At 48.9% G+C, this 20,615-nt stretch carries 16 protein-coding genes, 1 tRNA gene and 2 pseudogenes; 5 read left to right on the forward strand and 14 right to left on the reverse strand.

From position 1 onward, the window contains the following. Nucleotides 1–154 precede the first annotated feature (154 nt). Complete coding sequence (locus tag F3J28_RS11390) at nt 155–451, reverse strand: flagellin N-terminal helical domain-containing protein (RefSeq protein ID WP_502706901.1); 297 nt, start codon at nt 449–451, stop codon at nt 155–157. Nucleotides 452–1,243: 792 nt separating this feature from the next. Here F3J28_RS11390 and F3J28_RS11395 point away from each other — a divergent pair. Both F3J28_RS11395 and F3J28_RS11400 read left to right on the forward strand, forming a co-directional pair. Then, a complete protein-coding gene (locus tag F3J28_RS11395; RefSeq protein ID WP_166875898.1) occupies nt 1,244–2,185 on the forward strand; it encodes a winged helix-turn-helix domain-containing protein in 942 nt (313 codons plus the stop codon). Next, the gene (locus F3J28_RS11400; RefSeq protein ID WP_166875901.1) at nt 2,178–2,624 is read left to right on the forward strand and encodes a hypothetical protein; all 447 of its coding nucleotides are present in this window, start codon (nt 2,178–2,180) and stop codon (nt 2,622–2,624) included. Before F3J28_RS11395 ends, F3J28_RS11400 begins: the two co-directional genes overlap by 8 nt. 68 nt (nt 2,625–2,692) lie before the next feature. On the opposite strand, the pseudogene F3J28_RS22490 reads toward F3J28_RS11400, so the two are convergent. From F3J28_RS22490 to folD, 6 genes and pseudogenes are all read right to left on the reverse strand, one after another. Beyond that, nucleotides 2,693–3,042 (reverse strand): annotated as a pseudogene (locus tag F3J28_RS22490) (helix-turn-helix domain-containing protein); the annotation flags it as partial. Between the two features lie 45 nt (nt 3,043–3,087). Then, a complete protein-coding gene (locus F3J28_RS11405) occupies nt 3,088–4,080 on the reverse strand; it encodes a lysozyme inhibitor LprI family protein (protein ID WP_166875904.1) in 993 nt (330 codons plus the stop codon). A gap of 124 nt (nt 4,081–4,204) precedes the next feature. Further along, entirely contained in the window at nt 4,205–5,221 is a 1,017-nt protein-coding gene (gene malI, locus F3J28_RS11410) for a Mal regulon transcriptional regulator MalI (RefSeq protein WP_166875907.1), read from the reverse strand. A 70-nt stretch (nt 5,222–5,291) separates the two neighbouring features. Beyond that, the gene (locus tag F3J28_RS11415; protein WP_008455993.1) at nt 5,292–6,791 is read right to left on the reverse strand and encodes a PTS transporter subunit EIIC; all 1,500 of its coding nucleotides are present in this window, start codon (nt 6,789–6,791) and stop codon (nt 5,292–5,294) included. Between the two features lie 298 nt (nt 6,792–7,089). Continuing rightward, the gene (ybcJ, locus tag F3J28_RS11420; RefSeq protein ID WP_166875910.1) at nt 7,090–7,302 is read right to left on the reverse strand and encodes a ribosome-associated protein YbcJ; all 213 of its coding nucleotides are present in this window, start codon (nt 7,300–7,302) and stop codon (nt 7,090–7,092) included. Between the two features lie 2 nt (nt 7,303–7,304). Beyond that, nucleotides 7,305–8,171 (reverse strand): bifunctional methylenetetrahydrofolate dehydrogenase/methenyltetrahydrofolate cyclohydrolase FolD, encoded by an 867-nt coding sequence (gene folD / locus F3J28_RS11425; RefSeq protein ID WP_166875913.1) that lies wholly within the window; start codon nt 8,169–8,171, stop codon nt 7,305–7,307. 196 nt (nt 8,172–8,367) lie between these two features. Between folD and F3J28_RS11430 the strand changes: the two genes are divergently transcribed. Next, nucleotides 8,368–8,444: transfer RNA gene (locus tag F3J28_RS11430), tRNA-Arg, on the forward strand. 606 nt (nt 8,445–9,050) lie between these two features. On the opposite strand, the pseudogene F3J28_RS11435 reads toward F3J28_RS11430, so the two are convergent. The 5 genes and pseudogenes from F3J28_RS11435 to ebgR all read right to left on the reverse strand — a co-directional run bounded on the left by F3J28_RS11435 (nt 9,051) and on the right by ebgR (nt 16,893). Continuing rightward, nucleotides 9,051–10,485, reverse strand: a pseudogene (locus F3J28_RS11435) (amino acid permease). Between the two features lie 182 nt (nt 10,486–10,667). Next, the gene (locus F3J28_RS11440; protein WP_008455984.1) at nt 10,668–12,101 is read right to left on the reverse strand and encodes an amino acid permease; all 1,434 of its coding nucleotides are present in this window, start codon (nt 12,099–12,101) and stop codon (nt 10,668–10,670) included. Nucleotides 12,102–12,194: 93 nt separating this feature from the next. Further along, nucleotides 12,195–12,644 (reverse strand): beta-galactosidase subunit beta, encoded by a 450-nt coding sequence (locus F3J28_RS11445; RefSeq protein WP_166875917.1) that lies wholly within the window; start codon nt 12,642–12,644, stop codon nt 12,195–12,197. After that, nucleotides 12,641–15,733 carry a beta-galactosidase subunit alpha gene (gene ebgA, locus F3J28_RS11450; protein WP_166875920.1) on the reverse strand — a complete coding sequence of 1,031 codons (3,093 nt, stop codon included), beginning with the start codon at nt 15,731–15,733 and terminating at the stop codon, nt 12,641–12,643. Before ebgA ends, F3J28_RS11445 begins: the two co-directional genes overlap by 4 nt. A gap of 176 nt (nt 15,734–15,909) precedes the next feature. Further along, nucleotides 15,910–16,893, reverse strand: coding sequence for a transcriptional regulator EbgR (gene ebgR, locus F3J28_RS11455; protein ID WP_166875923.1), 984 nt, complete (start codon nt 16,891–16,893; stop codon nt 15,910–15,912). 503 nt (nt 16,894–17,396) lie between these two features. Between ebgR and F3J28_RS11460 the strand changes: the two genes are divergently transcribed. Beyond that, nucleotides 17,397–18,101: an EAL domain-containing protein gene (locus tag F3J28_RS11460; RefSeq protein WP_166875926.1), complete on the forward strand. Its 705-nt coding sequence runs from the start codon at nt 17,397–17,399 to the stop codon at nt 18,099–18,101. A gap of 214 nt (nt 18,102–18,315) precedes the next feature. On the opposite strand, the gene F3J28_RS11465 is transcribed toward F3J28_RS11460, so the two are convergent. Both F3J28_RS11465 and F3J28_RS11470 read right to left on the reverse strand, forming a co-directional pair. Next, complete coding sequence (locus F3J28_RS11465; RefSeq protein ID WP_166875929.1) at nt 18,316–18,777, reverse strand: YqeJ family protein; 462 nt, start codon at nt 18,775–18,777, stop codon at nt 18,316–18,318. Nucleotides 18,778–18,780: 3 nt separating this feature from the next. After that, nucleotides 18,781–19,587, reverse strand: a complete 807-nt coding sequence (locus tag F3J28_RS11470) for a winged helix-turn-helix domain-containing protein (protein ID WP_166875932.1) — start codon at nt 19,585–19,587, stop codon at nt 18,781–18,783. 531 nt (nt 19,588–20,118) lie between these two features. Between F3J28_RS11470 and tssB the strand changes: the two genes are divergently transcribed. Next, a complete protein-coding gene (tssB, locus tag F3J28_RS11475; RefSeq protein ID WP_166875935.1) occupies nt 20,119–20,607 on the forward strand; it encodes a type VI secretion system contractile sheath small subunit in 489 nt (162 codons plus the stop codon). Nucleotides 20,608–20,615: the final 8 nt, after the last annotated feature.

Consider the following 20,615-nt stretch of genomic DNA (forward strand, 5'->3'; position numbering starts at 1 on the left):
CTTTTTCTCGGGTGAAGCCCAGGCCTGGGACGAAAACAGGACGAATAGCAGCAGAAAAAAAATCCCGCCCTACGCCGGGAGAGTTCGGACGCAGGCGAAAAAGTGGAGACAATTGAGGAGGAAATAGACATAAGCAACACAAATACCTGAAAACTTAGCGTGCCGCGGAGGGCTGCTGCGCCACGCGCTCGGCCAGCTCAGAGTTGATTGCGTTGCGGTCATCCTGAGTATTGGTGTCGTTCGCGCCCTGAGTAGCAAGGTCTTTCATGCGGTACATGATGTTGCTCACTTCATCGAACGCGCCTTCAGCTGTCTGCAGCATTGCGGTGGCATCAGAGATGTTGCGCTGTGCAACCGCCATACCGTTGCTCTGGCCTTGCAGGCGGGAAGCTATCTGCAAACCTGCCGCATCGTCGGCCGCAGAGTTGATGCGCTTGCGGTACCCAGACATTCCATTGCGGTGGACAGCATGCTGTTAGATTTATTCAGCGCGTTGATGTACGCCATGGAAGAGCCGCTGGTGAAAATTGATAATGCCATTTTATATTCTCCTTAATGAACCTGACCATCAGGTCCCTTGATGTTGTACTGAGATAAAACGACATCTGGCTCAAAAAATTAAATCAAGCAGCAATATTTTTTCGCACTTCACCGCCACTCCTGCCTAATCCTTTATATTTAGACAATTACCTCACCCAGCACTAATAGTCATTCTCATTTACACTGAAAATAAAAAAAACAGAAAATACAAAAGAAAACAATAACGACACATTTAAGAAGCTCCTTAATCAATAAATAATAAAAATAAAAGCAAAATAGCCATCACCTTATTATTATGGTTAATTATATTAGCAACAAAAAACATCACTTTCACATTTATTGTTATTTTTATAACATTCAATCCCAAGCATCACATTTGTTAACATTACCTCAGGATATTTAATAAGAATTCGAATCATTTATTTCAAAACACATTGCCAATCACATTTTTATAGCGTAAAAAAGAAGGCAGGAAGGACATTTCACTTTTTATGGCCTGTCAATTGACACTTTACTTCCGCCTTGACACCGTTAAAACTGTCCCCATACACAAGAACAGGCAGTTCTTTCTTTCCCTCCGCAGCGAGCGGCAATTCAGTGATGAATTCTAAATGGACTTAATGATGACGTATTAATTCACCTCGTCAGGCTTATGTCACAGGTGATATCCGTTAATTACTAAAGGAATGGCTGCTGCCAAAAAATGAATAAACACTACTGTTCAGTAAACGACTGGTTAATTGATATCAGCTCTGGCTCAATCCTCAATTTAACCACCGGGGAGCGTAAACGCCTCGGCGAATATCAATTAAAGCTACTGGATACCCTTACAAAAAACGCGGGTAAGATTCTCACCAGGGAAGAACTCACCACGCTAGTATGGGAGCGCAGGGTTATTGGTAATAATAGTTTACCCAATGCCATTCATGCTTTACGCACCGCTTTTGAAGATGATGGAAAAAAACAACGAATAATCAAGACCATACCTAAAAAGGGTTATTTGCTGGAGCAGGATTATTGCTGCGTTATTGAAAAAGAAGAAGAAGAGGTTCGTGATAACTCAGATGGCATCCTGCTCAGCGAAAGCACTCTTTATGCCGAACAGCCTGACGCTGAACCAGAAACAGCGGAAATAGTCCCGCTGCAATCAGAGCCAGCACTTCCTCAGCCTATCGTGGCCGCCGAGCCGAGCCGCCGCCGGTGGCGAAACATATCGGGCATTGCGTTGCTGACTGTCGCAGCGATACTGATTATTTCCAGCACCACCTGGTTCTTTTTTGACTCCGGACGTAATCGGCTGATGTACAGAGAACAAGAGAGCAACGTCTACAGCAATATTAATTTCTACGAAATTTACCCCGCCAGCCACGACGATGTTGACAAAGATCAGCTCTATACCAAGCTAAAAGACACGCTCTACCAGATGAATCAGCTGCTAAAAGGGCAGTCCATCATGATGAATATTTACTATCAGAGTGTCGACCAGACGCTGAATTACACCTTTTCGCTGGAGAGCAGCTGCGACCGCAAACAGCTGGCGATGGCCATCTACCATTGGCGCATTGACGGCAATCAACTCAACAATTTGATCCTGCGTGAAACCAGACGAAAAATTGGCGAAATGGAGGGCTGTACCGTTGGTTAAGTGGATCCTGAGTACATTAATTGCCGTACTGGTGCTGAGTATGCTCGGCTTTTACAACTGGTCATACAGCGGCGAAGCACCAGCCCGGCAGGTTACCGGCGACGTTCAAATGGGTTTTTATGACTTGATGTCACACCGTAAAGAAGTTTACGGCTCCCGCATGGAGACGGTGAACCACACGATTTTAACCACCATCACCAGCCCGGACGATCCGCGTTTTATGCTCAAGGGAAAATTCACCCGCATCGACTCCCGGCATGGCCAGGAGTGGTTCTCGTGGTCACCGATTTACTACAGCACTCCCAGCAAAGGCCTGATGATAGATGGTCTGGTGGATTTGATGATGAATATGGATGTCTGGATGCAACCGCTGAAGCTTAACGGACAGTCGCTGGTAGTGGGGCAAAGCGGAATTATATTTCTTTATCCGCTGCATTGAGTTTTCTTGCTGCGCAGGTGAACGGAGCATAACCAACCTTCAGAAGTTATCTCTTCTGGTTACAACGGTTCCGCCCGCAGATATTCAAGCTCATCCTGTGTCATCTCGCTGAAAGATTTTGAGTCAGAAGGGGATTTTATTTTTGACACACGACCTCCGATATTTGCAGGATGAAGCGCCTCAGCCCCACCGTCACGATAACCTTTTAACCATTACTGGATGCGCGTTTCATTGGGGATGTCAAAGTGCGCGGAAGCCTCCGCGCAGCTGCATTTATTTTTCATTATGTAGCGGATAACCTGAATGCCTGAATATAAGTGCGGGCAGCACGGTGCTCCAGTCCTGCGGTACCGCGTTGTCTGAACGCACGGATCCAAAGGCCTAAAGGTGATTCACCGACGCCAAACAAACGCGCTGAACCAGGCCCAGCAGGCCGGTAAAGTTCTTGGGGTGAGGGTAAAAATTACTTCTCTAAAAACCTTAGCTTCCAGCTTTGAAGCGTCCGAGGAAGGGGGCCTTTCTCGTTGCCTTTAGAACGGTAAAACTTGGCTTCCTGCACGCCGTTTTTACCCGGAGTGGTGCGGGCGGCCCACATTTTGCCTTCCGGCGTATACATAATAATTGCGGTGTGACGGTTTGCCTGGCCTCGCACCCACATTAAAATCACCTTCGCGCCAATATTATCTATATCATCCTGATAAATATAAACATTAGCGGTATCAACAAAGCGCTGATAATCCTCGCCAACCATCTCCCGGAAGCGGGTATCCGTTGCTTCATCCGGGAAAACGCCAATTGATAGTAGCGTGGCCTTCGGGCGCGGGTCGGTCTCGCTTTTCACATAGCGACCATCCACGAAAACACCGTTCGGCATCGACATTCTACAGCCCCAGTCAGCGTTACTGTTAACCTGGATAGAGCCATCCTGGCGAGGAATCAACAGCAGTTTACAGTTGCTGGTATCTTCAACTTTTTCCACCACCGCTAGGCCGTAAAGCTTTCTCGCTTCGGCGGTAAAATCGTCACGATTAACCCCGGCCCAGGCCCGGATATCAACGGTTAAAGACCATTCAGCATTGCGGCTAAAAGTTAAAGTGCCGCCGCTGCGGTTTGGCGCTGTGGTATTCCACCACTTGCCCTGCCAGTCAAAGTTTTCATTCGTATCTGAAATACGGCTAATGCCTTCGTAGTAGGCACGCTCAATGCAGCTATCCGAGGTACAGCTTTCAAGCGATTTCTCCCACTCCAGGTACTCTTTATGTACCGTAGGAGCGTCAGACTTGATAAGCATCGCACGGTAGATAATAGTCATCGTGGCGTCAAGCCACTGGAGATTGTCATTATTGCAGATGGTGTTTTCCAGCGGCGTTGCGGCCCGCTGGCAGTTGACTGCCAAAGCATTACCGGAATAAAAACCGAGGCAAACCAGCAAAATGAGCGCGAATCGTCTTAGCATTTTTCACAGAAAATTCTTAGTGACGGAATGCTATTTTGACCGGGTTATATGTCCATTGCAATCTAAATGCCTTAATCATTATTGATTTATAACATAATGAAAAATATACGTTAATAAAATGAAATTAAGCCGAACCACGCAAAACCAGCTCTCCGGAAATGATAATGCGCTGGGCAGGTAATTCCGGCTGCTTAATTTTGCTGACGATAAGCGAAGCGGCTTGTCGCCCGGTCTCTTCACTGGAGGCAGAAACATAGGTAAAGCTCGGCGAGGTCAGATTAATGTACATCATATCCTCAAAACCAATCAGCGAGACCTGCTGCGTTAAGAAAACATCTTTCCCAACTGTGCGGCCCACTTGCTGAATACCGGTGATGGCGCCGATGATCGCCGCCGGAGAATGACACAGCATGGCGGTAATTTGGTTGCTCTTTTCCAGCATCAGACGCGTGGCAAAAGCCGAAGCCGATGTGTCGTCTGCACATTCCGGCGCCCACTCTTCTCTGAACGGCAAGCCATACTGCTGCAGGGCGCTGCGGTAGCCAGACAGCCGCTCGGCGCGGATCAGACAGTTTTTTGTGCCTCCCAGCCAGGCAATATTGCGGTGGCCGCGCTCAATGAGAAAACGCGTGGCCTGGTTACCGGCCTGACGATTATCCCGCCCAATCACATCGCGGGTGCTGGTAATGGTTGATTCAGAGATAACCACCGTGGGCAGCGGGCAGTCGGTAATGGCCTGGGGAACCTGCGCGGAGTGGCAGTCGGCGGCCAGATAAATGACCCCGGCAACGCCCTGCTGGCTAAACGAGGTCAGGCAGTTGCGCAGCTGTTGCTCTCCGTCGCGCGGCTGGCCAAGAAACACCATGTAGCCTTGTTTTTCGAGCTGCTGAACAACGCTCGCGGTGACGTTGACGGAGAAAGAGTTGTTAAAGTCACGAATAACCAGGCCGATCAGGTTAGAGGTGCTGGAACGAAGATTGGCGGCGGCAACGTTATGCACGTAGCCCAGTTCCTTGATAGCGGCATTGACCTTATCAATGGTCGCCTCAGAGATCTTGCCCTTCTGGCGAAGCACCAGCGAAACCGTCGAAACCGATACGCCCGCCAGCTCAGCGACATCAATGATGTTGACCTTTTTCATTCCACCCCTGTAACCGCACATCCATAAATTTCAGCCCCCTGAAACATACAGGAGGCCGAAAGGTATTACATTATTTACCGATCATCGTCGACATTGTCTGTGCAATAAATTGCGCTCTGGCACCAAATATGACCTGGATCCCCGAATCGCCGACGAATACCACGCCGCGAGCGCCCAGGCTGTTCAGGCCGTCTTTGTCGACCATCGAACTGTCGTCCACTTCCAGACGCAGGCGGGTGATGCAGGACCCCACGGAGTTGATGTTTGGTGCCCCGCCCAGCAGGCCGATGATATCGCCCGCCAGTTCGGTGTCGGTTTTGTCTCCTGCATTAGCGGTGACTTCGGTACGGCCCGGCGTTTTCACGTCGAAACGGCGAATCACGAAGCGGAAAGTGAAGTAGTAAATCAGCGCCATCGGCACGCCCACGACCACCGCCATCAGGAAGTTAGTCTGGTAGCCGTTGAACGACGGCAGGATCCCGAAGGAGATGTAGTCGATCATCCCGGCGGAGAACGATTTGGCGATATGGGCATGCAGCAGGTACATGCACATATAAGACAGGCCGGCCATCACCGCGTTGAACACATACAGAATCGGAGCCACGAAGATGAAGGTGAACTCAACGGGCTCGGTGATCCCGGTGAGGAAGCAGGTCAGCGCCGCGGAGAACAGAATACCGGAGGCAATTTTCTTATTCTTGGTGTTGGCTTCATGGTACATCGCCAGACAGGCCGCAGGCAGCGCAAACAGCATCAGCGGGAACTCGCCCTGCATGAATTTACCGGCATTCTGGTAGCTGTCGCTGCTGAAGGACTTCACGCCCTCTTCCAGCATTTTGAACCAAATCGTCTGGTCGCCGTGAATCACCTGCCCTGTATGGGTGGTGTATTCCCCGAAGGAGTACCAGAAGGACGGATACCAGATGTGGTGCAGGCCCAGCGGGATTAATGCGCGCTCAACCAGCCCGAAGATAAAGGTTGATGCGGCCTGATTATCCCCGTTAACCACCACCGACAGCGCATCAATGCCGGACTGAATGTACGACCACACCCACGGCAGCACCATCCCCAACAGGAAGGAGAGAAACGCCGTCGCGATGGCGACAAAACGCTTGCCGGAGAAGAAGCCGAGGAATTCCGGCAATTGCATGGTGTGGAATTTGTTGTAGCACCACGCCGCCAGGATACCGGAGATTAGCCCACCAAAAACGCCCATTTGCAGCGTCGGGATGCCGACCACCATGGCATATTTCCCGCCCGCAGAGGCCATTTCCGGCGTGATGTGCATGACGGTGCCAATGGTAATGTTGATGATAAACACCGACACCGCCGCCGACAGCGCGGCAATACCCGATTCTGCAGCAAGACCCACGGCAGAACCGATAGCAAACAGCATTGGCAGGTTATCAAAGATAACCCCGCCCGCGTTCATCATCAGCGGTAAGTGAAACTTATCGCCGAACGCCAGCAGTAAACCTGCGGCAGGCAGCAGAGAGATAGGCAGCATTAACGCACGGCCAATCATGGAAAGCTTTGATAACGATTTAACAACACTGGACAACAGACTCATGGACGTTTCCCCCGGTGCAGACGCAGTAACCGCGTTTTGTCTGTTCACGCGTTTTTATGGTAGGTAGAACGTTCTAGTAGAACGTTCTACCTAGAGTGCCGAAACGGTTTTTGCCCCGCAACTGAATTCTGCGCTGTTGCCATATTGTTATCGAATATTTGAAGTGACGCAGGTTTTTAAGCCTGGTATTGATAAGGTAATTTGGTTCTGAGGCGGGAAAGGCTCTGCAACTCTCCTTCACCCAAACGGCAAGGAGAGTTGATGCCAGCCCTTTTCGTTCAGAAAAGGGCGCGCGCGATTAAGGCTGAATGGTAATGCTCAGGCTCTCAAAGACGACGGTCTGCCCCGCCACAATTTTGCAGCGCTTGCGGGTTTCAACTTCACCGTCCACCTTCACGAGGCCTTCGGCAATCACCGCTTTTGCCTGCGCGCCGCTTTCACACCAGCCTTCCAGCTTGAGCAAGTCGCACAGTTCAACGTGAGGGTGTTTACCTAATGAGAAGGTCGCCATTATTACTCTCCATCAACATCATGATATTCCTCGCAGGCCTGCAAGGTATTCTGAATTAGGGTGGCAACCGTCATTGGGCCTACGCCACCCGGAACCGGCGTAATATACGAGGCTTTGGCGGCTGCTTCATCATAAATTACGTCCCCGACCACTTTCCCACTTTCCAGACGGTTGATGCCGACGTCCACCACAATAGCGCCTTCTTTAATCCATTCACCCGGAATAAAGCCAGGTTTGCCCACGGCGACAATCACCAGATCGGCGTTCTCAACATGCTGGCGAAGATTTTTGGTGAAACGGTGCGTTACGGTCGTGGTGCAACCGGCCAGCAGCAGTTCCATGCTCATCGGGCGACCCACGATGTTGGACGCACCAATGATCACCGCATTCAGGCCGTAGGTGTCGATGTTGTAACGCTCAAGCAGCGTCACGATACCGCGTGGCGTACATGGGCGCAGGCGCGGCGCACGCTGGCACAGGCGGCCAATGTTGTATGGATGGAAGCCATCCACGTCTTTGTCCGGGTCGATACGCTCAAGCACTTTGACGTTATCGATCCCGGCAGGCAGCGGCAGCTGTACCAGAATGCCGTCAATCTCGGCGTCCGCGTTTAGCGCATCGATCAGCCCTAACAGCTCCGCTTCGCTGGTGGTTTCCGGCAAATCATAAGAGCGGGAGACAAAACCAACCTCTTCGCAGGCTTTGCGTTTGTTCGCGACATAAATCTGGGACGCAGGGTTCGCTCCCACCAATACAACGGCCAGACCAGGGGCACGTTTTCCTGCGGCAATTCGGGCCTTTACTTTTTCAGCAACTTCAAGCCGGACCTGCTGCGCAATCGTTTTACCGTCAATAATCTTTGCTGCCATCAGAGAGAGAATTCCATCTGTAAACTTAAAGGAAGGGGATTGCGGCTATTTTGTCAGATGCGCGGCCCGCTGTCAGGCACTGATGTGGGTTTATGCTCATTTGTCGCGCAGGTGGTTGAAAAGCCATTGACTCAAGAGGTGCTGACCGTATAATCCACCCCGCATCAAGCCGTAATGTTTCTCTGCATTACTCCGTGCGCCCTTAGCTCAGCTGGATAGAGCAACGGCCTTCTAAGCCGTAGGTCACAGGTTCGAACCCTGTAGGGCGTACCAAATTCATGTCAACACACCTCTACTGAATTCGCTTTTTCTCTGCCCCATTATCTTCACGCCCCCTTGTTGCAAGCCACTGTGAAACAACGCCACCACCGCATTGCCGATTCTTTTTTGCCAGAGCGTCCTGCTGCATGGCCTTGTTAAGGCTCAAGCCTGCCCCCCGCTATTTAAGGCGAAAATCTTCCTCTTAGAGCAACCGTATATGTTTCCGTTCTGAAGGAGAGTGAGACGTTTCCATTCTTAGCCACCCGGCATTGAATTAAAAAGCAAGAACCAGGGTTTTTATTGCACAGCCCGAACATAGGCTTACGGATAAGCCGTTGAAATCACCCGGCGACACACATCAGGAAAATTAACAGAAAGATTCATATTGAGATTCGGAATCTCATGAATGAAATGGGGAACGTTATGAAGTTACTTGCCGGTAAAGTCGTTGTTATTACCGGGGGATTGGCCGGGCGGTTGCCGTTTTGTTTGCCCTGCTGGTTTGTCAGTTTTGATTAATGATGTTCCGACCCAGTATGTCAAACTGCCCCCGGCTGTTCTGTCCGGGGGCATCCAGCCTTGATTGAAGCCAGCGTCTGCGATGACGTGCCGTTGAGATCAGACCGAATGCACCACCGGCCAGGCTTCCTTTACTTGCTCTTCTGTAGTCAATCCTTTGATGTATCTGTTGTATTTCCACCACGCAAAACCAAGAAAAATAACGATCCCTCCGACGTTATAGAAAACGATCGTCAATATATTGCCGCCGGTTGGGAACGTGGAGGCGATAAAACCGACGGTGAAAATCGCAATGAGCATTGAGACAATGGCCATGCCTGTTCTCTGCGATCCCATTTTAAAATCACGCGGCAGATGATCGTATTTACGGCGTAAATTGAGATACGCCAGCATGATGAACAGCGGGGGTAACATGGAAGCGGCGGCTGTCATGTTGATTATGGTGTTCATTAAATACTGGACGGTGCTGGAGCCCAGCATGGGGATAATCATCATCGGGATCACAATCAGGAACTGAATCCAGGCGGCACGCGCGGGCACGCCGTTTTTATTTAGCACCACGGTTTTTTCACCAAAAATACCGCCGGGGATTTCCGAGAAGAAGATTTTCACCGGCGTTGCCGTCCACATCAGCAGCGACCCAAACATCGCGGTAAATGACACCAGGCCCACGAAGCGGTTGACCACGATTTCCGGGAGACCGAAATAGACCGCCATGCCGTGGAAAACCTGTACCGATCCCCCGGTAAATTTCAGCTCTTTACTGCTGATAAAAACATTAATCAGCACCGAGGAGACGGAATACAGTACGCCGATAAATATTCCGGCCAGGATTATCACTTTCACAAAGGATTTAGACCCGCCTTTCAAGTCGTTGACGTACACGGCCACCGATTCGGCCCCGCCCGCCGCCATAAATATCCAGGTTGTGATCCCAAGAAATGCCCAGTTAAAGTTGGGAATCATCGCCTCTACGGAGATGGGGTCTGCCTGTTGAATACCGCCCACCAGCGCCACCCCTGACAATAAGACATAGGAGAGCGTCAGCAGTAGCATCAGGGAGGATGTCACCGAGGTGATTGGCCCCAGCATTTTTGCCCCATTGGTTGAAACCCACGTTGATAAGGCGAACAGCGCCATGCTCAGCACCGTGGTGGCGACCGGCGTCAGCATATATTCATATCCGAGGAACGCGTAGGACGCATAGGCGATAACGCGCGGCAGCAGAGAAGTAAAAAAGAACAGGTTAACAAACCAGTAAGTGTAGGCCGTAATAAAAGCCCAGCGGCCCCCCAGCGCGCTTTTAACCCAGGCATAAACCCCGGCCTCCGAGTTTTTTATTCAGCGAAACAAACTCGGCGATGATTAAACAGAACGGAATGAAATAAAGCAGCGTGGCCAGGAAAAACATCGGCGCCGACGCTAACCCAAGTTCGATATTGTTATTAATGACGTTATTAAAACTGTATACGGCCGCGAACGTCAGGGAGAGCAGACCGAATTTACCGATAGTATTACGCTTCGTCTCAGACATAACACATCTCCACGCAGTCTTCAGGGCTGCGTTCTTTTGTAGGGAAGAGGACGTTAATTTTTAGAATTTATTTTGGTAAAAATTTAGTAAAAAACACGAAGCCAGTTTGCTTTAACCCCATCGCGAAAATGGCGGGAGGGTGAAGGCTTAGCCAGCCACAAAACGGCTGGCCAGGGGCGGAATTATTTCGATGGTCGGGAGGCGAAATCCGGGCTGCTCTGCCGTTTTGCCTTCTGTTTATTCTCAAAGCGGCTGATCCACCACCAGGCCAGGCCCGAGAATACGGCCGTCATAAAGACGTTAATAAAGAACGCGTTGACCAGATCGACCCCCGGTGGGAATGCCGAGGCGGTCATGCTGACGACAAAGATCAGCATCAGCATGGAGACAACCCCCATCCCCACTTTTCTTGACCCCATACGGAAATCTCGCGGCGTGTCATCGTGTTTCCAACGGAAGACAAAGTAAGCCGCCATAATAAATATTGGCGGCAGCATGGCCGTGCCCGCCGTCAGGTTAATGGCCGTGTTCATCATTTGCTGGACGCTGGCGGAACCGAAACCGTTGACGATAAGCATTAACAGTACGAAGACAAACTGCCACCAGGCCGCCCGTACCGGCACGCCGTGCTCATTCAGCTCAGTGGTTTTCTTGCCATAAATGCCTTCCGGAATTTCTGAGAAATGGATTTTGACCGGCGCGGCAGTCCACATCATCATGCTGCCGAAAATGGCAATAAACAGAATAATGCCGACAAATCGCCCCATTAATGCTTCAGAAACATGGAAATATGCGCCCAGGCCGGTGAAGATTTCTACCATACCGGCCGCATAGGTGAGATCTTCCCGCGCGACAAAAACGTTCACCAACAGCGAGCCCAGCGCGTACATGCCGCCAATCAGCACCCCGGCGGTAATGATCACTTTGATGAAGGATTTTTGGCCCCCTTTGGTGTCGTTCAGATACGCCGCAACGGTTTCTGCCCCGCCTGCCGCCTGGAAAATCCAGCACATAATGCCCAAGGTGGCCCAGTTGATGGTTGGTGCCATCGCTTCCAGCGTGATCGGCTGCGCAGGAACGTGCCCGCTGCCCAACGCCGTTAATGCCCCGACCACGTAGATAGCAAACAGCGCAAAGACACCATAGGCCACGCACTCTGAGATTTTCCCCAGCCACGTCGCCCCTTTGGTCGAGATGTGCGTCGCCATCGCAAACAGCACAATCGAAATCAGCGACGTGATCATCGGTGAGAACGGAATGGCGTAGCCCATGATGGCGTAGGAGGCGTAGGCCACCACGTTTGGCAGCAGCGACAGGAAAAAGAATAGGTTCACAAACCAGTACAGAAACGACCCCAGGTAGGCCGCCCGCGTGCCCAGCGGCTGTTTCAGCCAGGCGTACATGCCTGATTCAGAATTTTTATTCGCCGAGACAAATTCGGCGATGATAAAGACGAAGGGAATGAAGTACACCACCGTCGCAAATAAGAAAATCGGCGCCGAGCTTAGGCCTAACTCAATGTTGTTATTGACGATGTTTCGTACGTTAAAGACCGCCGTAAACGCCATCGACAGCAGGGCAAACTTGCCTATTTTTGCCCGAATGGATGTGGACATAAGTCCTCCGAAAATTCACATCCCCGTCATGGGGAGGGTACAGGGAAGACCAGCGGAGTATACCGCTGGCCGTGGTACGCATCGAAACTGGCTTTATTTATTAAGGAAATAGCCGTCTTCAATCGTGACTCTGAGGACCACTTTTTTTACCCACTCATCGCTGATGAAACGGTAAGCTTCCTCGGGGTCGCAGATCACCATCTGCCCTTCGGTCACCGTCACGATGTCGCCGATGCCTTTCAGGTATTCCCGGTCGGTTTCGTCCCGGTAGCAGGCCACCGTTTTCAACTGCCCTTTCGGCGCAAACTCAATTTTTTGCCGACCCTGAAGGTAGTAGTGCACGTCAAAATAGCGACGACTCCCCACAAACAGCGCGTCGGTGCAGCTGTCGGTGCTCACCCGATATGAGAGGGAATCACCAATGGAATGGGCCACGCCGGGACGAATGTTGTCGACGTTATTGATAGCTTCCACGCAGCGCTGCCACTTCCGGCCGCTGTGATAGATCTGCTTAAACTGTTCTAAATTCTCGAGAACTCTCATTGTTCAGCCTCGCTATGTGAAACAGGAGAAAAGAAATCTGCGCCGAAATCGTGATTAACCAGCGCCTGCGAGGTGTTACGCCCGCCTTCCAGCGGCAACAGCGTAAAACCGTAGCTGAAGGCGTGGAGCCACACGCGCCAGCTGTCCAGCACCTCGCTTCCCCACGAGTTGGAGCCGAGTCCGAGCAGTTGAGCGTCAAGGTTTAGCGTGATGTCGTCGCTGCGCTGCAGCTCATTGCAGTGCTGCGCGGCGTGCAGATTTTCAGCGGTGTAATGCCAGGCACTGAGGTTGATAGGCTGACGCGGCACAACCAGCAGCCCGCTGCCGTGGCGATCGGTCAATGAAGCCCAGCGCACGTGCTGGCGATTGCCGTTATTTTGTGGGAAGGGATAATTGATGAACATGTCGTCCACGGTGGTATGCCAGAGGTCAATGATGTTGCTTTGCTGGCTGTCGGCGTAGTTCTCGCCCGGGCCACGGCCGTAATAATCCACCTGTTCAAAGGCGCCGTTAATGCCTAACGTAAAGCCAATGCACGGCACAATATGCGGATAATCACCGTAGCGCTCGCCCTGAACTTCGACGTTGATATGCCCTTGCGGGGTGACCTGCCAGCGGTAGGTACAGCGCATACCAAAATCAAACACCGGCGGGGCGATGATAGTCTGCGTAACGATCGTCACGGCATCGCCGTGCATTTCAGCGCTGAATCCGCGTAAATGCTCCTGCATAATCGGCAAATGTGCCGGCTGCCACAGCCCCTCGAACTCCTGCTTGTGGTTATCTATCATGGGCTTGAAGAAGTTGATCTTCGGCTCACGCGTCACCTGTTCGACCCCATTGACCAGCCACGCCGTAAGCTTGCCGCTGACTTTTGAGAACACAGCCTGGAAATTGTGGCCGATGACACGATAGCTCAGGCGGTCATCAACGATTTGCAGCGGCGTCGCGTTGGTATTGCAGTGCGGTACTTTTGCCAACGTGCTCGCTTTTAACGGGAACTGATAGACCGCAATCGGGTGGTTGGCTTCGCTATAGAGCGTGCGGGAGTCTTTGGTCACGGTGATATTGACGAAGGTTTCGCGTTCGTCGAGCGCCGGCAATGTTATGGCTACATCGCGGCCGCTGTTGGCCGCCAGTCCCTCAACTTTTAGCCGCTGGCTGGAAAGTGTCTGGCCTTCGGCACGCACTTCGACGTTCAGGGTGTAATCGTCCAGGCTTGAGAACCACAGTTTATTTTCAACGTGCAGCAAGCCGCGCGGAAGATCTTCGGCCCGGACTTTAACCGGCGCAATAACCTGTTTGTATTCCTGCAGCCCCGGCCCCGGCGTTTGATCGGAGAAAATCAGCCCGTCCAGGCAGAAGTTATAGTTGTTAGGGTAATCCCCATAGTCACCGCCGTAGTTGTACCGCACCGCGCCAGTTTCATCGGTGGCCTGGATACCGTGATCGCACCACTCCCAGACATAATGTCCCTGAATACTTTCATGCTGATAAAAGACGTTCTGGTATTCCGTTAACCCGCCGGGGCCGTTGCCCATGGCGTGGGCGTATTCACAGATAATGCGTGGCTTGGCATGGGGATATTCGCCAAACTCATTCATCAGCGGGACGCGGGTATACATGGTCGAGATAATATCGACGACCTCGGCATCACGATCCTCTTCGTAATGCACAAGCCGGGTGTCATCCAGCGCCTTTGTGGCGCGATACATCGCGTGGATATTGCAGCCGTAGCCAGATTCATTTCCCAGTGACCAGATGATGATCGACGGGTGGTTCTTCTGGGCATGGACGTGACGCACAATGCGCTCGACGTAGATGTGCTCCCAGGCGGGGTCGTCCGTGATGCGGCTCAGGTCACCGACGTTGGCAAAACCGTGCGATTCCACATCCGTTTCCGCCATGACGAACAGACCATAGATGTCACACAGCTCATAGAAACGTGGATCGTTTGGATAATGTGCCGTTCGCACTGAATTGATGTTGTACTGCTTCATTAGCTGCAGGTCTTTTTCAACGCGATCCATCCCCACGGCCCGGCCTTTGAGGTGGTCATTGTCGTGGCGGTTAACGCCGTGCAGCATCACATAGTGATTGTTGATGTAGAAAAGGCCATCGCGCACCTTGATATCGCGGAATCCCACGCGCTGGGGAATGATTTCCAGCACCTCACCCATCGCATTTTTGAGCGTTATCACCAGTTGGTAAAGATAAGGATTTTCCGCTGACCACTGCTGAGGTGCTTTGACGTCAATCGAAAAGTCGATATTGAGCTGCCGATCAACCGTTAAATGCTCTTTCACCCCGCGATAAAGCGCGGTGTCGCCATCAAACAAGGTGTATTCCAGCGTGGCACTGGCAGCCTGGGTTGTGAGGTTTTCCAGCATCAACTGGCAGGCAAGCGTCGCGTTGCGGTAGTCGTCGCTGAAATCGGTACGCAGCGTGAAATCCTGAACATGCAGGGGATGTTTCCCAACCAGGTAAACATCGCGGAAAATCCCCGCCGTCCACCACATATCCTGGTCTTCAATATAGGTCGAGTCCGCCCACTGCATGACGCGGACAGACAGCAGGTTATCGCCGGTTTTCACCGCCGCGCTGATATCAAACTCGGCCGTCAGGCGGCTCCCTTTGCTGAACCCAACGTACCGGCCATTCACGTAGACTTCAAAGTAAGTTTCTACGCCATCAAATTTGATAATCGTTTGTTTATTCTGCCAGTTTTCGCCCAGCGTAAACATCCGCTGGTACGCCCCCGTTGGGTTATCGCTCGGCACAAACGGCACATCAATAGGGAAAGGAAAACCTTCGTCGGTGTACTGCAGCTGGCCGTGGCCTTCCATCTGCCACATTCCCGGCACGGTAATCGTGCCCCACTCCGCCATCAACTCTGTGCTAAATGCCTCTGGAACTAAGAGCGGATTAGTAAAGAAACGGAAGTTCCACTGCCCGCTAAGAGACAAAAAGTGGCTACTGTTTTCACGTACAAACGAACGGGCCTTCGCCAGTGAATCATAAGCGAAGAAATAGGCGCGCGGCGGCAGCCTGTTTTCATGAGTAAGTTGCAGATTTTCCCAGCGATTCATCTCGCCTCCCTGTACTGACTAAATAATCACTCTTAATTTTAGTAAAATTTTTACTAAATAAAACGATCGAAGCCGATTTGCTTTAACTCGATCACAAAATGAGCGTTCAGGATAGGGGGATATCGACAGGCCAGGGAGACCGCCGGAAAACGATTGTTCTCCGGCGTGAAAGTAAGCTAGTGCGTGGTACCGCGTAGTTTAAGCACGCTGGGAACAAAGACATTGAGCGGCAGAGCTCGGCCATCGCGGGCCTTTTCAACCAGCAGATTAACGCCCTGGCTGCCCATCATTTCGGAATGGATGCGCACCGTGGAAAGCGGCGGGAAGGTAAAACGTGCGGTGGGGATATCGTTCACGCTGATCAGCGAAATATCGTCCGGGATCTTTAGTCCGCGCTCGTGAATGGCACGTAATACGCCAATCGCAATGGAATCAGATGCCACAAATAGCGCAGAGGGGTAATCTTCCTGGGCGAGCATCGCTTTTGCCAGTTCGTAACCTGATGAGCTCGAGAAACCACCGCGCCAGATGTCGCTCTCGGACACCACTCCCTTCAGGCGGCCATATTCAGCAAATGCTATCTCACGAATATCGGCTTTTCCCGGCCTATCCTGACCGCCAATAAAACCGATGCGCGACATGCCCTGGGCAATAAAGAAATCGATCACCTCTTTAGCAATGCGCACCAGGTCAATGTCTACGGCATCGTACTGGCTACACGGTTCATGGAAGTCAATAAAGCAGAGATTATCTGTCATCACGCGCAAGGTTCCGCGCGTCGCGTCGGAGGGCTGGCCCACCACCAGGACGCCGGTCACCTTTTTCATCTCAGGCAAAGAATGCCCTAGATAACAATTCGTTAGTTCGATCCCGAGTTTCTCACATTGCGTCTCGATACCGTGGCGAATAGCCAGGTAGTAGGGATCGTTTATTTCCAGATCTTGCTGATAGCCGTAGAGAGCCAAAAAATGATGCTGACCCACGGGATTAGCCAGCATTCTGCGCGAACTGCTGTTTTTGTATTCCAGCTTTTCCGCGATTTCAAGGATCCGCCGCTTGGTCTCTTCTTTCACATTCAGGCTGGGATCGTCATTCAACACCCGTGAAACCGTCGCCAGCGAAACGCCCGCCTCAACCGCAATGTCTTTCAATGTCGCCATCTTTTTCCCTATCGGACGCAGCTCTTTGTTTGCCACATAGTGTAAAGCAAGCCTAGGGACATGCATCTGTTTTTAGTAAAAATAACCGTTTTTTCAGTCCTAACGGCTAGTAAACTCGATGAAAAAATGCTGACGGTAAGCCTTTATGCATAGCAAAACGGCGAAGTTCTCTTTTCACGAACTACTGCGCATAAATCGCCCCGTTAAGACTCTTTTTTCCGATGCTAAAAAAATAAGAATTATTTTTAACACCCTCACATTGTTCCACCAGGCGCTTAAGACTAAACTGGGAAAATTAAGTTTCTATTTATTTACCGGTAACAGTTTTATCGTTAAAGTTTAGCCCTGCTTAGTGTCATTAAAAAGGATCCAATCATTAAAAGACATCAAAAAGACATCAAAAAGACTGAAAACAGTCAATAACAACTCCACCTAAAATTATCTGAAGGGAAATTATGCGGTATTACTTTCTATTAGATTCAATACACTTATAAAGGCTCACAGTGTTTAAATATATTATAGAACCGTATTCACAGCCAGTGACAAACTGTAACACAGGCAGCATTATTGGCTTTGAAATATTACTTAGGGTGATGAAGGAAACACCCATTAAAAAATACTTATCACCAGACTCATTGGTACACACCTTCAAGTCAAACGTAGAATACAACCACTTGACGATATGCTTAATGAACCATGTCAATGAGCGAATAGAGGAGATCACTGACAAGCTACCGCCTGATGGCTTCATCAGCTTCAATATTATTCCCAATCAACTATTGTCCGCCTCTTTCATGAAGTATTTGCTCTCGTTCAGGAAAAAGATAAGAGAAGACATAAAACTCGTTCTGGAGTTGGTGGAAGGCAATGGAGCAATACTGACAGATAGCATGATTGATGCAATAAAATCACTGTCAGAAAACAATATAGATATTGCAATTGATGATTTTTGCAATAACTCCATATCCATAAAATACATTGAAGCAATGGGTTTTTATATGCTCAAACTCGACAGGGAATTGTCTCTAACTCATGGTAACAGTCTGATATATGAAAGTACGATAAAATCGTTAGTTTATTTATCCTCCCTGGTCAATACCATACTCGTTGCTGAGGGTGTTGAAACAAAAAATCAAAGAGATTTACTTTATAAATGCGGAGTAAATTATATGCAAGGATACTATTTTGGTGCGCCGGTATCAATTTAGAAGACACTACCATCCAGGTCAACTAAATAAACAGATCAATGCAATAAAAATTGCATTCACTGAATAACAATGACATTCTTATTTGATATTAAGCAACACCATTTCACCATTATTAAATAAAAATTACATATATAGAAAAAGACCACCCCACGCTTGAGGTGGCATAACGTGTTATTTTTTAAGATAGCCTGAATTCTAAATGAATAAGTCTCTATTATCGCTTGCAGAAAAATACCGGAATCCCTCCTCTTAAAAAAAGATAATCGTCTCCCTGAGGGAGAATATCATAAATCACGCTCGACCCTTTGTTATAATAAAACTCCGGCAAAATCCTTTCAATCCTTTCTTTTTCATCACTTAGTTCAACTGTATTTTTTGTCGCAGTCAGTACAAATGATTCGTTAACCTTCTTAACATCAAACATTGTAGAAATAACAATATTACTGACTTTAGTTGAATCACTTTCAAGTACTCCACTTAGAACAGCCGTTCCTTCACTGCCGAAAAATGTCATTCGCGCATTAATATGAAGCACAACGTCATTGTAGGATACAGAATATACCCCATTACAGCTAAAGTGATTGGCATCATAACGCTGTAGCCCGCCCACCGAGATGACAATAATAAGTAAAAAAACAAGGAATGATATCATCATTAAATATTGCCTATTATTCACGCATCAACTCCCTACAAAAAAATAAGCTGACTTGCAACTATTTTTTTTATTGCTTCCCAGCGGCTGCGCACATGAAATAACAGAAACATCAGAAAATAGATTACTGTAGGAAACATAATTCCATGGCGTTTTTTCACATTTGCTGATTAACTTATCGGTAACAAACTTGATATCTCTTTGTGTCGCTACTGAGGTATATATATTGCAACCATCATTATTAAGGTACGCATGATAGCTAAGAAAGTACGAAGACTGACGTGATGTACTGGAAACAAATAACGCCGAGGCAATGGTAGTCAAAACAGCCAATGAAATGATGACCATAGGATGGAGCATTTTGTTTTTTACAACGTCGTTTGGTGCAACATTAACACCAGGAGCTGGCTCTTTTTTTACCTCTATCGGATTTTCATGGCGCTCATGGCTTTCATCATACTCAACTTTCTCCGAAGAAATTTTTTCAACTTTTATCTCAGTATCTATCGAAAAACCTATTCTGGGGATTGTTTTTATTAAATTGAGACCTGGACTTAACTTTGATAGCGCGCGGCGAATGAGCGAAATATTTTGATATAGATTGTTGGGTGTGATCATGCTCTCATTTTCACCCCAGACATATGAGTATATAGTTGCCTGGTCAACAATTCCGTTGCGTGATATTAATAAAAAAAAGCATTTTGTTGTGGGGGTATTAAGAGTTTCAACATTGGCCTCGTTATCCACACGATACAAAACCCGCTTATCAGGATTGAAGATTATCTCATCATTAATCATATAGTTATATGAACCACTCGAGCTACACTGCTCCATTTCCACTTATCCTTAGTCTCCAATAGGCATGTATTCAACTCCGTGTACTATTCAATTATGGGAAACCACAATAGGCAACGGCACCGGAGGAAGGACCATACCCAAATAACGATCTTAACACAAAGACAAAAAGCTAAACAAGTTAAGGCCAGTCTTAATTAAGACTGGAAATTTAATTCCCTACGCATTAACTTTTACTGTTTTGATTAATAATGATTAATTAATAACATTTTCATTGCGAAGAAATACACCTTCCTGTCTAATTTCCCAACTAACGGATAATGACGATTACATTTACTGGTCACAGATATGATAAATAAGAATCATAGCTATATCATTTCATGATTCTGATTATGAGGATTTAGCTATAAAAACCTCAGTAGACTTGTTAAATATTTGTTCGTCGTCGGTGTTTTCTTTCATAACACCACATTTAAAAAATGGCTTCCAACGGCCTTGACGCTGACTGCATGGCTTTTTTTTTGCTAAATAATGTTTTAATACTCAATCTTTTATTTAATGGATAAAATTATGAGCAATACACAACATAAATTGGATAAAGCTCGCCCACCGCGAGTACAAATTACCTATGATGTTGAAATAGGTGATGCACAAACAGCAAAGGAACTCCCTTTGGTTGTGGGTGTGATGGGTGATTTCACCCAAAGTTCCGATACATTAAAAGATCGTAAATTCATTAATGTTGATAAAGACAACTTTAATGAGGTTATGAGTTCAATGAAACCTGAAGCTGAGTTTTTGGTGGATAACACGCTTACAGGTGCGGATGGAAAACTGGCCGTTTCGCTGACCTTCAATAGCATTGATGATTTTTCTCCAGACAATGTTGTACGCCAGGTAGAACCGCTTAAAAAGCTCATGGATTTACGTGAGCAGCTTAGCGATCTCAAAAATCGGGCTGCAAGTAATGAACGTCTAAAAGAACAACTCCTGGAAATGGCTAAAGAGCAAAATACCTTAGTAGGTAAAGCTGAGATAGGTGGGGACGATCAAGAATGAGCACCGAA

Origin of the sequence: Enterobacter sp. Ap-1006 (genome assembly GCF_011752835.1) — a bacterium.
Taxonomy (GTDB): domain Bacteria; phylum Pseudomonadota; class Gammaproteobacteria; order Enterobacterales; family Enterobacteriaceae; genus Cedecea.

What these genes read in the sequence shown, in the direction of transcription:
- F3J28_RS11390 (WP_502706901.1), bottom strand. Translation starts at nt 451, where the DNA reads ATGTCTGGGTACCGCAAGCGCATCAACTCTGCGGCCGACGATGCGGCA.
- F3J28_RS11395 (WP_166875898.1), top strand. Translation starts at nt 1,244, where the DNA reads ATGAATAAACACTACTGTTCAGTAAACGACTGGTTAATTGATATCAGC.
- F3J28_RS11405 (WP_166875904.1), bottom strand. Translation starts at nt 4,080, where the DNA reads ATGCTAAGACGATTCGCGCTCATTTTGCTGGTTTGCCTCGGTTTTTAT.
- malI (WP_166875907.1), bottom strand. Translation starts at nt 5,221, where the DNA reads ATGAAAAAGGTCAACATCATTGATGTCGCTGAGCTGGCGGGCGTATCG.
- F3J28_RS11415 (WP_008455993.1), bottom strand. Translation starts at nt 6,791, where the DNA reads ATGAGTCTGTTGTCCAGTGTTGTTAAATCGTTATCAAAGCTTTCCATG.
- ybcJ (WP_166875910.1), bottom strand. Translation starts at nt 7,302, where the DNA reads ATGGCGACCTTCTCATTAGGTAAACACCCTCACGTTGAACTGTGCGAC.
- folD (WP_166875913.1), bottom strand. Translation starts at nt 8,171, where the DNA reads ATGGCAGCAAAGATTATTGACGGTAAAACGATTGCGCAGCAGGTCCGG.
- F3J28_RS11440 (WP_008455984.1), bottom strand. Translation starts at nt 12,101, where the DNA reads ATGTCCACATCCATTCGGGCAAAAATAGGCAAGTTTGCCCTGCTGTCG.
- F3J28_RS11445 (WP_166875917.1), bottom strand. Translation starts at nt 12,644, where the DNA reads ATGAGAGTTCTCGAGAATTTAGAACAGTTTAAGCAGATCTATCACAGC.
- ebgA (WP_166875920.1), bottom strand. Translation starts at nt 15,733, where the DNA reads ATGAATCGCTGGGAAAATCTGCAACTTACTCATGAAAACAGGCTGCCG.
- ebgR (WP_166875923.1), bottom strand. Translation starts at nt 16,893, where the DNA reads ATGGCGACATTGAAAGACATTGCGGTTGAGGCGGGCGTTTCGCTGGCG.
- F3J28_RS11470 (WP_166875932.1), bottom strand. Translation starts at nt 19,587, where the DNA reads ATGGAGCAGTGTAGCTCGAGTGGTTCATATAACTATATGATTAATGAT.
- tssB (WP_166875935.1), top strand. Translation starts at nt 20,119, where the DNA reads ATGAGCAATACACAACATAAATTGGATAAAGCTCGCCCACCGCGAGTA.